We start from the raw sequence: 13,169 nt of genomic DNA, 5'->3' as shown, positions 1-13,169 counted from the left end.
TGATCATGGTGATGGAATCCCGCCTGGCCCGCCACCGAGACGTCTCGGCCGCCCTGGCCCGTTACGACGACCGGCGGCTCGCCGCGTTACTGGAGCGCGAGGCCGTGCCGCTCGGCACCGGCATCGGCGGGGTGTCCGCACGGCTGGAGGCCGGCGGCACCTCCGTCTTCGTCAAACGCGTCCCCCTCACCGAGCTGGACCTGCGCCATCCGCACTCCACGGCCAACCTGTCCGGGCTGCCGCCCTTCTGCCAGTACGGCATCGGCGGGCCCGGCTTCGGCGCCTGGCGCGAGCTGGCCGCCCACACGATGACCACCGAATGGGTGCTGACCGGCCGCTTCCCCGGCTTCCCGCTGCTGCACCACTGGCGGGTGCTGCCCGACCCCGAGCCGCTCCCGCTGTACGAGGAGCTGGCCGACATCGAGCGCGTCGTCACGTTCTGGGAAGGCGCGCCGGGCGTGCGCCGCCGCCTGGAGGCGCTGGCGGAGGCGCCGGCGCGGCTGACGCTCTTCATGGAGTACTTCCCCTCGAACCTGGACCGCTGGATGGCGGAGCGGGTACGCGCCGGCGACGCCGACCGCGCCGCCGCCGTCGCGGACCGGAGGCTGCGCGAGACCGTGTCGTTCATGAACGCGGCCGGCCTCCTCCACTTCGACGCCCACTTCGAGAACGTCCTCACCGACGGGCACGACTTCTACCTGAGCGACTTCGGGCTGGCCGTGTCGTCCGCGTTCGACCTGTCGGCCGAGGAGCGGGCCTTCTACGAGCGGCACCGCACCTACGACCGCACCTACACGCTGGCGTACCTGGTGAACTGGCTGACCCGCACCATCCACGGCGGCGGCTGGGCGGAAGGGCGCGCGCGGATACGGCGATGGGCGTCGGGGGAGCCGGTGACCGGCGTGCCCGGCGGCGTCGAGGAACTGGTGACACGGGACAGCCCGCTGGTCACCGTCCTCAACGACTTCTACTACGAACTGCAGACCGAGCGCAGGACGACGCCGTACCCGCTGGAGCAGATCCGCCAGGTCGCCGACCGGCTCGCCCTGCCCATCGACTGACGTCAGCCCGTGGGATAGTCCTCCAGCTCGGCGTCGATCGCGTCCCAGGCGGCGCTGAGCTGCGCGAGGAGGTCATGCTCGTGGGCGGCGCGGTTGGCCCGTTCGCGGGGGTCGGCGGTCACGTCGTACAGCAGGTGCCGGGTCTGCTGGTCCTGGACGCGCAGGTACTTCCACTTCCCCCGGCGCAGCGCGCCCGCGCGTCGCATGCGCCAGAACAGGTCACGCTCCGGGGGCTGCGCGCCGTCCAGGAGGTAGGGGATGAGGCTGTGGCCGTCGAGGGGGTAGCGCGCGTCCGGCTCGACGCCGGCGGCCTCCAGGAGCGTCGCCGTCCAGTCCTGCGTGACGACCGGGACGTCGCTCACCTGGCCGCCGCCGATGGCGGCGGGCCAGCGGACGATGGTCGGCACGCGGATGCCGCCCTCGTTGAGCTGCCCCTTCGAGCCGGTCAGCGGCCACAGGTAGGACCAGCGCTCGCCGCCGTTGTCGCTGGAGAAGACGACCAGGGTGTCGTCCTGCCTGCCGCTGTCGGCCAGCGCCCGCAGCACCTGGCCGATGCCGGCGTCCATCGCCTCGACCATCGTCCGGTACGTCCCCAGCGAGCCGCCGTCGTTGTGCGCCAGGATCTGCCCCTGCTCCTGGCCCTCGGTGATGCGGCGGGTGAGGTCGTCGCTGACGGCCCGGTCGTCGGGGCCCTCCCACGGCCAGTGCGGGGCGGTGTAGTTGAGGTTGAGCAGCCACGGGCCTTCGCTGTGGTCCCTGATGAAGGCCGCCGCCCGGTCCGACACCGTCCGCGTGTAGTACTCCAGCGACTCCGCCGGCACCTCGCCTTCGTACAGGTCCGTCTCGCCGTTCCCGCTGATCTTGGAGAAGTAGTCGATGGCGCCGCCCATGTTGCCGAAGAACGTGTCCCAGCCCGACTTGACCGGGCCGTAGTCCGGCAGGAAGCCGCAGTGCCACTTGCCGAACATGGCGGTGGCGTACCCGGCCTGCTTGAGCAGCGAGGCCAGCGTCGGATGATCGACCGGCAGGCCGACGCCCGCGCCGGGGCCGGGAATCGGCTCCAGCAGGCCCGCCTCCAGACGGCCCGGGTAGCGGCCGGTGTAGAGCGCGAGCCGGGTCGGCGAGCAGACCGCCGAGGCGGCGTACCCGTGGGTGAAGCGCACGCCCTGGCCCGCCAGCGCGTCCAGGTGCGGCGTGCGGATCTCCGGCGCGCCGTAACAGCCGAGATCCGCCCAGCCCAGGTCGTCGGCGAAGATGAACAGAATGTTGGGGCGCGAGGGGCGTTCGGGAAGCCGGGCGGCACGGAACGGCCGCTCCCGCACCGCCGCGGGCGCCGCGAACGCCGCCGCCCCCGCCGCCAGAACCCCTCTCCTGCTGAGGCCACGCATGGAACCGTCCTTTCTCCGGGTAACGGTCCCGACTCTGACCCCGACGCTGTTTCCTCGCCGTTACCGCCCCTCCGCCGCGCTGTCCGCCGCGCTGTCCGCCGCGCTGTCCGCCGCGCTGTCCGCCGCGCTGTCCGCCGCGCGGGCGAGCAGGGCGCGGCGTTCCGCGTCGGTGTGGGCGACGGCGGCGGCCTGGCAGCCACCGGTGCACGGCGCTGACCAGCGCCTCCTGCGCGCAGTCCTCGGCCAGCGTCCAGTCGCCGGTGACCCGGATGAGCGTGGCGACGATGCGCGGGTACGCCTCGGCCGCCACGCTCTCCAGGGTCGTCACAGGCCGGGCCGTCACAGGTCCATGAACGGGCGCAGCTCCAGCCGGCCCTCCCTGGCCATCGGATGCGCACGGGCGACCTCGATCGCCTCGTCCAGATCGGCGCATTCGAGCAGGTCGAAGCCCACGATCATCTCCTTGGTCTCGGTGAAGGGCCCGTCGGTGAGAATCAGCTCACCGTCGCGCACCCGGACGGTGGTCGCCGCCGAGTCCGGCGCCAGCGCCGACCCCTGCAGCCGCCGCCCGCGCGCGTCGTTCTCGGCCACCCATGCCTCGATGTCCGGCAGGTTCTCCCTGTCGGTGTCGGGCTGGGGTCGTCGCAGACGAACATCATGTACTTCATCACATGCTCCTCGGATCGTGGTTCACCCTAGTGACGAACGGGATCCGCCTTTCCGGACCACGTCGGAACCATGTCGGCCGGGCGAACATCTAACACGCCGTGGAAACACTCAGCTCCGGGGATCCGCAGCGCATCGGGGACTACTGGATCGCCGGACGGCTCGGCTCGGGGGGCCAGGGCGTCGTCTACGACGCCTACGACGGCGACGGGCGGCGGGTCGCGCTCAAGGTCCTGCACGCCGTCGACAGCCAGGCGAGCCGCGACAGGTTCGCCAAGGAGGCGACGGCGGCGCGGCGGGTGGCGTCGTTCTGCACGGCGCGGGTGCTGGCCTCGGACATGTCGGGCGCGCGGCCGTACATCGTCAGCGAGTACGTCCCCGGCCCGAGCCTGCGCCAGGTGGTCGAGCGGGGCCGCAGGTTCACCGGCGACGACCTGCACAGGCTCGCCACCGCCGTCGCCACCGCGCTCACCGCCGTGCACGAGGCCGGGGTGATCCACCGCGACCTGAAGCCGGACAACGTGCTGATCAGCGCCGACGGCCCGCGCGTGATCGACTTCGGCATCGCGCGTACCCAGGACATGTCGCTCACCAAGACCGGCGAGGTGGCGGGCACGCCCACGTACATGGCGCCCGAGATCTTCACCGGGCAGCGCGCGGGCGCGGCGGCCGACGTGTTCGCGTGGGGCGCGATCATGGTGTTCGCCGCGACGGGCGAGGACCCGTTCAGGGCCGACAACCTCGGCGGCGTCATGCACCGCGTGCTGTCGCACCACCCCGACCTGCGCGCGCTGCCGCCCCGGCTGGCCTCGCTGGTCTCCGCCGCGCTCGACAAGGACCCGGCGGCCCGCCCCGCCGCGCGCGACCTGCTGCTCGCCCTGGTCAGCGGCGGGGCCACGGGCATCGAGGGGCTGCTGAAGGCGGGCAGCAGCGCGGCCAGAGGCGTGCACGTACCCGAGCAGGCCGATCCGGCGCTCGGCACGATCGCCGAGGACGCCTTCGGCGCGCTCACCCCCGACGAGCGGGAGCTGGCCGCCGGGATCTTCCTCCGCCTGGTGACGGTGACCGACGACGGCCACGAGACCGTACGCCAGGCGCTGAAGCAGGACCTGCTCGCCGGCCGCTCGGAACGCGAGGTCAGGGCCATCGAGCACATCCTGCACGCCTTCTCCTACCTGGTGACGCAGCAGGACGACGCCGTACGCCTGTCGCGCCCCGCGCTGCTGCGCGCCTGGCCGCGCCTGCGCCTGTGGGTGGACGGCGACCGCGACGGTCTCGCCGTGCTGGCCCGCATCAGCGACGCCGCCCGCCATTGGGACGACAACGGCCGCAAGGACGGCGACCTGCTCCAGGGCACCCGCCTGGACCAGGCGCTGACCTGGGCCGCCACCGGACGCCGGCACATCACCCTCACCCCGCGCGAACGCGACTTCCTGGCCGCCGGCACCGGCCTGGCCAGGCGGCGGGTGCGCCGCAGGCGGCTGACCACGGCGGCGCTGGCCGGGCTGCTGGTGGTGGCGCTCGCGGCGGGCGGCCTCGCCGTGCTGCAGGGCAGGCTGGTGGCCGAGCAGAGCCGCGTGGTGGCCACGCAGCGCGACCAGGCCGTCGGACGGCAGGTCGCGGCGGAGGCCGACCGGCTGCGCACGACCGACCCTGCCACGGCGATGCTGCTCAGCGTGGCCGGCTGGCGGCTCGCCCCCGGCGCCGGCACGCGGCGCAGCCTGACGTCCTCGCTGACCATGCCGGAGAGCGCCGTCTTCCGCGACCCAGGCGCGAAGGGCGTCTCGGCCACGGCGTCGTCGGCGAGCGGCCGGGTCCGGGCCATCGCGGGTGAGGACGGCGTACGCGTCTATGACGTCCCCACCGAGCGGCAGTCCGCGTTCTGGCGCTGGCCCGGCGGCATGAACGCGCTGCCCACGGCGGCGGCGCTCAGCCCGAGCGGGCGGACGCTGGTCGTCGTCAGCCGGCAGACCGCCTCCGCCTGGGACACCGCGACGGGCAGGAAGCTGCGCGAGCACCGCGTCGGCGAGGGCAGCCCCGGCGTGCACGTCGTCTTCGGCGGGCACGAGAGCCTGGCCGCGATCATGCGCGAGAACACCCTGGAGCTCCTGTGGGACACCAGGACCGGCGCGTCCTCCACGCCGCGGCTGCAGGCCGACCACGCGCCGGCGATCGCGCCGTCCGGCGCCTACATCGCCGGGGTGGAGACGAACCAGGGCGGGCTGAAGGTGATCCGCCTGCCCGGCCTCACCGTGGACACCCGCCTGCCGAAGAGGTGCGGGTCGGTGGTGACGTTCACGCCCGACAGCAGGCGGCTGCTCTGCGCGAACGGCGACGTCGAGGCGTGGGACCTCGCGTCCGGGACCAAGGTGCCGGACGCGGACCGGCCGTTCTGGCAGGCGTCGGCCGCCAAGGACCTGCCGGGAGCCCGCCTGCGCCTCAGCGCCGACGGCCGCCGCCTGCTCGGCGTCGAGGGACGGACCCTGCACCTCTGGGACGCCGCCACCGGCGACGAGCTGGCCGTCTACCACGCCGAGGGCGAGCCCGAGGACGCCTGGCCGGAACGCGACGGCCGCACCGTCCGCTACCTGCTCGACAGCTCGACCATCACCGCCGACCTCGGCTCCCGGCTCTCCTCCGTCCGGCTCCCCGGCGGCCACCAGGTCACCGCCTTCGCCCAGGACGGCCGCCTGGCCGCCACGGCCAGGGACGGGGGAGCGCTCCGCGTCTGGGACACCCGCCGCCTCGGCCCGCCGCTGTCCGGCAGCGAGGGCGCGTCGGGTGCGTTGTTCGACCCGGTGGGAAGAAGGCTGGCCGCCGAAGGCACGGACTCCTCGGCCGCCCTCTGGGACGTCACCACCGGCCGCCGCCTCTGGCGCCACGTGCTGCCCGGCTCGCAGGGCGTCCTGTCCAAGACCTTCACCCCCGACGGCACCCGGCTGGTGCTGTCGCTCACGGAGCAGAGCCAGCGCGACGCCCGCAACGAGCTGGTCGTCCTCGCCGCCGACACCGGCCGCCCGCTGGCCCGCCACCGCCTCGCCACCGCCACGGGCACGATCGTCCCCACCCCGGACGGCACGGCGGTGGTGACGGCCGCGGGCACGGTCTACGACCTCGCCACCGGCAAGCCGGCCGGCCCCGGCTTCAACCGCTCGGGCCAGGTCGTCGCGGTCAGCCCCGCCGCGCCGCTGCTCGCCCTCGGCGCACGGACGGTCGAGCTCTGGGACCTCACCAAGGGCTCAGAGCTGACCCCCGCACTCCGCGTGGCCAGCGACGCCCAGGTGGAGGCGATGCGCTTCAGCCACGACGGCTCCCTGCTGGCCCTGATCGGGAGATCCATCGGCGAGACCTTCAACGACGTCTACACCGTCCAGCTCTGGGACGTCGCCACCCGCGAACGCCTCGCCTCCTTCCCGATCGACATCCTCGACCGGCTCGCCTTCACCAAGGACGACCAGACCCTGTACGTCTCGGGCAACCACTCGGCCACGATCACCCGCATCCCGATCGGACCGGAGGGCGTCGCCCGGGAGGTGTGCGACCGCGCGGGCCGCACGCTGAACCCTCAGGAATGGCAGCGCTACCTGAAGGACGTGCCGTACCGGGACGTCTGCCGCGCCATCTAGGGGCGGTCGTGCCAGGCCTCGGCGAGGATGCGGGTGACGGCGGTGCTCAGGACGCGGACGCCGCGCGTCGAGCCGGGCTCGATGCCGACCAGCTCGCGCACCCGCCGCAGCCGGTAGTCCAGGGTGCGGGGGTGGACGCGGAGGGCCACGGCGGTGCGCATGCGGTTCATGTCGTTGCGGTAGTAGCAGTCGAGCGTGGTCACCAGGTCGGGGCCGCTCGCCAGCCGCCAGGTCAGCTCGCGCAGCCACTGGTCGACCTGCGGCAGCTGGGCCGCCCCCAGCTCCACGAACACGTCGGCCACCCCGTACACCTGGGACGGGATCCGTTCCACCGGCGCCGCCTGGCAGACGCGGCGGGCCAGCGCGACCGGGTCGGCCAGGGCGCGCACCCGGCCCGGGGCCGCCCCGACCGAGCAGGGGCCGCACAGCTCGGCGACGACGCGTGCCACCGACAGCGCCCGTGACCGCGCGGGCGCCTGCCCGTCGATCGGGTCGGCGCCGTCGCACGGCACCAGCGCCACGAACTCGTCCGGCTCGTGCCAGGTCAGCGGCAGGAAGTGGTCGGTCAGCAGGGTCTTGACGACCTCGTCGCGGCACCGCTCTTCTGGCGGGCCCGCGGCGACGCGGGCGACCGTCACCAGGTAGTGGTCGGGTAGCGGCAGGTCGAGCTCGCCGGCCAGCTGCGCGGCGGCGGGCTCACCGGTGACGAGCAGGCCGGCGAGCATCTGGATCCTGGCCGCGACCGGCAGGAAGCGCTCCTGGCCCTTGAGGAAACCGTAGGTGTAGGCGTCCTGCGCGGTGAGGCCGTGGCAGGCGACCCAGCCGAGCATGCACATCACGTCGGAGAGGTCGTTGGGGCCTGCCGCCTCGTGGATCTCGCGCAGCGTCAGGTTGGCGTGCAGGAGCAGGACCTGCCGCTGGGACGCCAGCGAGACGCCCACCTCGCCGCGCGTCGCCCCGACCGAGGACATGTACGCGTGATCCTGCTCGGTGAACGGCTGCTCGTCGGCGGCCAGCTCGATGGTGCGGCGGCGGAGGTTGACCGCGAAGTCGAGCATCGCGGCCGAGCCCCGCGCCTCGGCGGCCACGCTCCGATAGTCGGCGAGCTCGTTCGTGTACAACTCGACCGCCCGTCGCGCGTTGGCGTCCAGACGGCGGCGTAAAGCGTGGAACAGGCTGCCCATTTCTCGCCTTCCTCGACGGCCGACTCAATGGGTTTACTTGACCGGCGGTAATCGCGCAAGATGACAAAGCCCGGAATGGCGTCACGCCGCGTATTTCTGAAGAGACAACAAGTGAATGGCCTTGTCACTTGTGACAAGCCGCTGGGCGGCGGCCAGGCGAGGATCATCACAGCTCACGATGACAGGCGGGCGCCCTGCTGAGAGCCTGTCCGCAGGCGGGCCGCCCGTCCTGACCGCGGTCGGGACGCGTTGTTTGTTACGTCCATTTCACCGCTTTAAGGGCGGTCGTTCGTTGGAGGATGACCGTGGCGCATTCGCCGCAGAAACCGCCGCCGGCATTCACGCTCGGCGGGCGAACAATTACGGGGAGAAAGTGTTAGGCCACGGCGGCGGGCCGCCCTGTTCGGCGCCTCCGGTCACCGTGGACCTGCGAGCGCCGTCGCCCGCCGCCGTCCGGTGGCTGCCGGAGGAGGAGTGCGCGTCGCGGGTCGTGCTCGCCGACCGCGCGGCCAGAGGCGAGTTCGCCGCGCTGCAGGCCGTGCTGCACCGGCTCGGCGTGCCCACCGTACGCTTCGACGCCGCCCAGGCGGACGGCGGGAGGGACCCGCTGACGATCTCCCTCGACGACGGGCTCGTCACCCTCGAAGGGCGCTCCTTCCGTCCGACCGTCGTGTGGGCGCGCGGCCCGATGCCCAGAGCGATCCCGGACGGGTACGCGGGTTCGCTGATCGGCGCCGACTCCTGGTCAGCGCTGGTCGGCCAGCTCGCCGCGCTCGCCCCCGCCGGTCTCCCTGGCGGCGACCGCGCGGGCCGCCTGGCGCAGCTGGCCGGGGCGGCGGCGGCCGGCGTGCGCACGCCGCGCACGATCGTCACCACCGACCCCCGCACCGCCGAGGCGTTGAAAGGGGACAGGCTGGTGGTGAAGGTGCTGGACGAGCACTTCGTCGAGGCCGTGCCCGGCCGCCTGGTGGGCCTGCTCGCCGAGGTCGTCGGCCGCGAGACCCTCATGCGCCGCCGACCGCCCGGTTTCCCGGTGATCGTGCAGGAGTACGTCGAGCACGACCTCGAACTGCGCGTCTACTACCTGGACGGCGACCTCCACGCCTTCGCCGTCACCAAGCCGTCGCCCGACGCGCCCTGGCGGAACCCGGCCGCCGTGTCGGTCCGGGGCATGCCGGTCCCGCCGCGCGCCGCCGAGGTGGTGGAGCGGCTCGCGCGGGGCTGGGGGCTCACGTACGGCGCCTTCGACCTGCTGCTCACCCCGGAGGACGTCGTCTTCCTGGAGGTCAACGCGGACGGCGACTGGCGCTGGTTCGAGACCAAGGCCGGCACCCGCGCGCTCACGAACGCCGCCGCCGCGATGGTCATGACCCTGCACGCGAACGTGCAGCGCGCGGCCGCCCCGCCGCCGATCGGCGACGTGCTCGACTTCCTCGTGCTGGGCAGCGAGACATGGTGACGTCGGGGGAGGCGCATGAGCCTGTACTGCTCGATCCTCGGCCCGCTCCAGGTCCTGGTGGACGGGCACGACGCCGTCATCGGCGCGCGCAAGCAGCGGCTGCTGCTCGCGCTGCTGCTGTGCCGGGCGAACGCGGTCGTCCCGGCCGCCGAACTGATCGACGCGCTGTGGGGAGAGACGCCGCCGCGTACGGCCAGGAAGAACCTGCAGGTCTACGTCTCCGCGTTACGCAAGCTCACCGGTGACCGGATCGGCTTCCACGGCTGGGGGTACCGCTTCAGCGCCACCCCCGGTGAGCTCGACCTGCTGCGCTTCAAGGAGCTGGCCAGAGCGGGACGCGGCGCCATCCACGGCGGGAAGCCGGCGACGGCCGCCGAGCTGCTCGGTGAGGCGGTCGGCCTGTGGCGGGAGCAGCCGCTGACCGAGTTCGCGCACGTGCCCCGGGTGGCGCGGGAGGTGGCCGGGTTCACCGACCTGTTCCTGTCGGTCCACGAGGACTGGGCCGAGCTGGAGATCGAGCTCGGCCACCACGTCGAGGCCCTGGCCGGCCTGGACGTCCTGGCCGCGCGCTTCCCCGCCCGCGAGCGGATCGCCGCGGCGCGGATGACGGCGCTGGCCCGCTGCGGGCGGGCGTCCGAGGCCCTGGCGCACTTCGAGGAGCTGCGCAGGCGCCTCGCGAGCGAGCTGGGCATCGACCCGAGCCCGGTGCTCAAGCGCCTCTACCAGGACATCCTCACCGGTACGGTCGCCCGCCCCGCGCCCGCCGTACGCACGACCGACCAGCTCCCACGGGACATCGGCGACTTCGTCGGCAGGAAACCGGAGATCCACCGCATCCTGCACGAACCCGCCGCCGTCACCCTGATCACCGGCGAACCCGGCATCGGCAAGACCGCGCTCGCCGTCCACGTCGCGCACGCCCTGGCCCCCGGCTACCCCGACGGCGCCCTGATGGTCCCGCTCGGGGGAGGGGGAGCGCACGACGTCCAGCACGAGATCCTCGAGTCCGTGGGGGTGAGCACCGCCGGGGTGCACGACGCGGACGTGCTGGCCTCGGTGTGGCGGTCCTGGCTGGCCGGGCGCCGCGTGCTGCTCGTCCTCGACGACGCCCCCGACGAGCCGAGCGTGCGCAGGCTGCTGCCCGGCTCCGGCGACAGCCGGGTGCTGGTCACCAGCAGGAGCCGGCTGAGCGGGCTGGAGTCGGTGGCGCGCGTCGGGCTGGGCGAGCTCTCGGACGCCGAGGGCCTCGCGTTCCTGGCCGCGCAGCTCGGCCGCGAGCGTACGCTCGCCGGCCGGGCCGCGCTCACCGCCCTCTTCGACAGGTACGGGCGCTCCCCGCTGACGCTGCGCCTGCTCGGGGGCCGGTTCGCGCGGCTGCCGCACGTACCGCTGCGGGTGCTCGCCGAGCGGCTGACGCGGGCCGGGAACGTGCTGGACGAGTTCACCGCCGGTGACGTGTCGCTGCGGGCGCGGTTCGAGGAGTGCTACCGGGGTGCGGCGTTCGCCGCGCTGGGGGCGCTGCACGGGCCGCCGTTCAGCCATGAGGAGCTGGTGGCGGCGCTGGGCGAGCGGGTCATCGAGGCGCTGCTGGAGGCGAACGTGCTGCGGATGCCCGAGATCGACCAGGCGGCGGAGGTCGCCGCGCACGCGCTGACGTACACGATGTCCCCTCTTGCTCATCTTTACGCCGCCGAACTCAGTAGGGTGGCGTCGCATGACCGACGCTGAGATCGAGATCACCGCCGAGCTGGTCCGCGACCTGCTGCGCGACCAGCACCCGGATCTCGCCGGGCTGCCCGTCCGCGAGGTGACGGGCGGGTGGGGCAACCAGATGTGGCGGCTCGGGGACGACCTGGCCGTACGCGTGCAGCGCATGGACACCACCCCGGAGCCCCAGCTCAAGGAACGGCGGTGGCTGCCCGAGCTGGCCCCGGCCCTGCCGCTCCCCATCCCGGTCCCGGTGCGGGCGGGCGAGCCGTCCGAGCGCTTCCCCAAGCACTGGACCGTGATGACGTGGGTGCACGGCGAGCCCCTCGACCTCGGCACGATCACCCGCGGCACCGACGCGGCCGACACGCTGGCCCGCTTCCTCCGTGCCCTGCACGTCCAGGCCCCCGCGGACGCGCCGACCTCGACCGACCGCGGCGCCCACCCCAGAGACTGCACGGGCGGCTTCGAGAGCTGGCTCAAGGAGGCCGACGCGCTCGACGACATCGCCGCCGACGTCCGCGCCGTCTGGGACGACGCCGTCACCGCCGGTGAGTGGACGGGCCCGCCGATGTGGGTGCACGGCGACCTCCACCCGGCGAACGTCGTCGTCGCGGACGGCACGCTCGCCGGCATCGTCGACTTCGGCGACGTGTTCGCCGGTGACCCGGCCTGGGACCTCATCGCCGCCTGGCTGCTGCTCCCCGCCGGCACCGCCGACCGCTTCTTCGACACCTACGCCCGAGCCGACGAGGCGACGATCCGCCGCGCGAGGGGCCTGGCCGCCCTGAAGTCCCTCTTCCTCATCCTCATGGGCCAGAACGGCGACCGCGGCCTCCCCGGCGGCAAACCCCACTGGGGCCCGCTGGGCCACGCGGCACTGGAACGGGTCCTCAAGGGCGTCTGAGCCAGAGCGCGGCGGTCTCGGCCACGCTGACGGTCAAGGCCGACGCCCGGGTCTCAAGGCCGACGCCCGGGTCGCCGGGCCGCGGCGTACGACCGTGGCCCGGCACCGCCTGTCACGCCGACGATCGTGTGAAACGCCCACATTCGTGGGGTTTCTCGCCCGTGCGTAGCGCGCCGATACTCGACACGACAACGCGACCCCAACCAACGAGAGGTGGCGGGTATGGCCGTGTCGGGCGACGTGGTGACGGCCGAGGCGCTGACCAAACGGTATCGGCGCATGGAGACGCCGGCCGTGGACGACGTGTCGTTCGAGATCGCGCGGGGCGAGACGATCGGGCTGCTCGGCCCGAACGGCGCAGGGAAGACGACGCTGATCAAGATGATCTGCGGGGTCACCACGCCCACCTCAGGACGGGTCCAGGTGTTCGACGCCGACCCCGTGCGCCAGCCGGTGGCCGCCAAGAGCGGCATCGGAGCCATGCACCAGACCGCCCCGTTCGACGAGATGCTGCCCGCACTGGACAACCTGCGCATCTCAGCCCGGTTCCGTGGCGTCCGGTGGCGCGACGTACGGCCGTGGGCGCTGGAGCTGGCCGAGTTCCTCGGCGTGGCCAAGGCGCTGCCGCAGCTGTGCTTCCAGCTGTCCGGCGGGCAGCGGCAGCGGCTGCAGCTCGTCCGCGCCCTCATCACGCTGCCCAAGCTGCTCATCCTGGACGAGCCGTCGGCCGGCCTCGACGTGGCGGGCCGCCACCAGATCGAGCGGTTCGTGACCTGGCTGCGCGAGGAGCACGGCGTGACCGTGCTGTGGACCAGCCACCACATCGACGAGCTGGAACGCAACAGCCAGCGGGTGATGGTCATCGACCGGGGGCGGGTGCTGCGCTTCGCCAAGCCGCGCGAGCTGGTGGAGGAGTTCGGCTCGGTGCACCTGCGGGTGACCCTGGCCGACGCCGCGGCGGGCGGCGCCCTGGTGGCGTGGGCGGGCAACGCCGGGCTGACCGCCACGGCCGAGGACACCGAGGTGCGCATCGAGGGCCCGCGCGCCAAGGAGATGCTGCCCGAGCTGACCCGGCACTGCCAGGACCACGACATCGCGATCAGCGGCGTCTCGACCGCGCTGGACTCGCTGGAGACGGTCTTCCTCCGCATGACCGAGAACGAGGGCTGAC

General features: G+C 73.4%; 9 protein-coding genes. 6 read left to right on the top strand and 3 right to left on the bottom strand.

The features are described from left to right. The first annotated feature begins 5 nt into the window (after positions 1 to 5). Positions 6 to 1,061 (top strand): protein kinase family protein, encoded by a 1,056-nt coding sequence (locus ABZW11_RS33030; protein WP_355425708.1) that lies wholly within the window; start codon positions 6 to 8, stop codon positions 1,059 to 1,061. Between the two features lie 2 nt (positions 1,062 to 1,063). Here ABZW11_RS33030 and ABZW11_RS33025 read toward each other — a convergent pair whose 3' ends face one another. Together ABZW11_RS33025 and ABZW11_RS33020 are read right to left on the bottom strand one after the other, a co-directional pair. Beyond that, positions 1,064 to 2,449 carry a sulfatase-like hydrolase/transferase gene (locus tag ABZW11_RS33025; RefSeq protein ID WP_355425706.1) on the bottom strand — a complete coding sequence of 462 codons (1,386 nt, stop codon included), beginning with the start codon at positions 2,447 to 2,449 and terminating at the stop codon, positions 1,064 to 1,066. A gap of 339 nt (positions 2,450 to 2,788) precedes the next feature. After that, entirely contained in the window at positions 2,789 to 3,040 is a 252-nt protein-coding gene (locus tag ABZW11_RS33020) for a YciI family protein (RefSeq protein WP_355425703.1), read from the bottom strand. A 176-nt stretch (positions 3,041 to 3,216) separates the two neighbouring features. On the opposite strand from ABZW11_RS33020, the gene ABZW11_RS33015 reads away from it, so the two are divergent. Then, positions 3,217 to 6,741 (top strand): WD40 repeat domain-containing serine/threonine protein kinase, encoded by a 3,525-nt coding sequence (locus ABZW11_RS33015; protein ID WP_355425700.1) that lies wholly within the window; start codon positions 3,217 to 3,219, stop codon positions 6,739 to 6,741. On the opposite strand, the gene ABZW11_RS33010 is transcribed toward ABZW11_RS33015, so the two are convergent. Further along, entirely contained in the window at positions 6,738 to 7,925 is a 1,188-nt protein-coding gene (locus ABZW11_RS33010) for a helix-turn-helix domain-containing protein (RefSeq protein ID WP_355425697.1), read from the bottom strand. The two genes, ABZW11_RS33015 and ABZW11_RS33010, sit on opposite strands and share 4 nt — an antisense overlap. A 421-nt stretch (positions 7,926 to 8,346) precedes the next feature. On the opposite strand from ABZW11_RS33010, the gene ABZW11_RS33005 reads away from it, so the two are divergent. The 4 genes from ABZW11_RS33005 to ABZW11_RS32990 all read left to right on the top strand — a co-directional run bounded on the left by ABZW11_RS33005 (position 8,347) and on the right by ABZW11_RS32990 (position 13,168). Next, positions 8,347 to 9,384 (top strand): hypothetical protein, encoded by a 1,038-nt coding sequence (locus tag ABZW11_RS33005; protein ID WP_355425694.1) that lies wholly within the window; start codon positions 8,347 to 8,349, stop codon positions 9,382 to 9,384. 15 nt (positions 9,385 to 9,399) lie between these two features. Then, positions 9,400 to 11,112 (top strand): transcriptional regulator, encoded by a 1,713-nt coding sequence (locus ABZW11_RS33000; protein ID WP_355425691.1) that lies wholly within the window; start codon positions 9,400 to 9,402, stop codon positions 11,110 to 11,112. After that, the gene (locus ABZW11_RS32995; RefSeq protein WP_355425688.1) at positions 11,099 to 11,998 is read left to right on the top strand and encodes an aminoglycoside phosphotransferase family protein; all 900 of its coding nucleotides are present in this window, start codon (positions 11,099 to 11,101) and stop codon (positions 11,996 to 11,998) included. The genes ABZW11_RS33000 and ABZW11_RS32995 overlap by 14 nt, the downstream gene beginning before the upstream one ends. A gap of 222 nt (positions 11,999 to 12,220) precedes the next feature. Continuing rightward, a complete protein-coding gene (locus ABZW11_RS32990) occupies positions 12,221 to 13,168 on the top strand; it encodes an ABC transporter ATP-binding protein (protein ID WP_355425685.1) in 948 nt (315 codons plus the stop codon). The last annotated feature ends 1 nt before the right edge of the window (position 13,169 follow it).

This window comes from Nonomuraea sp. NPDC004580 (assembly GCF_040609855.1).
Lineage (GTDB): Bacteria > Actinomycetota > Actinomycetes > Streptosporangiales > Streptosporangiaceae > Nonomuraea > Nonomuraea salmonea.
The sequence above is the reverse complement of the archived record's forward strand: the minus strand, read 5'-3'. Positions and strand labels throughout refer to the sequence as shown.

Bases quoted from the DNA above. Each gene is read 5' to 3' on its own strand.
- ABZW11_RS33030 (WP_355425708.1), top strand. From the start codon at position 6: ATGGTGATGGAATCCCGCCTGGCCCGCCACCGAGACGTCTCGGCCGCC.
- ABZW11_RS33025 (WP_355425706.1), bottom strand. From the start codon at position 2,449: ATGCGTGGCCTCAGCAGGAGAGGGGTTCTGGCGGCGGGGGCGGCGGCG.
- ABZW11_RS33010 (WP_355425697.1), bottom strand. From the start codon at position 7,925: ATGGGCAGCCTGTTCCACGCTTTACGCCGCCGTCTGGACGCCAACGCG.
- ABZW11_RS33000 (WP_355425691.1), top strand. From the start codon at position 9,400: ATGAGCCTGTACTGCTCGATCCTCGGCCCGCTCCAGGTCCTGGTGGAC.
- ABZW11_RS32995 (WP_355425688.1), top strand. From the start codon at position 11,099: ATGACCGACGCTGAGATCGAGATCACCGCCGAGCTGGTCCGCGACCTG.
- ABZW11_RS32990 (WP_355425685.1), top strand. From the start codon at position 12,221: ATGGCCGTGTCGGGCGACGTGGTGACGGCCGAGGCGCTGACCAAACGG.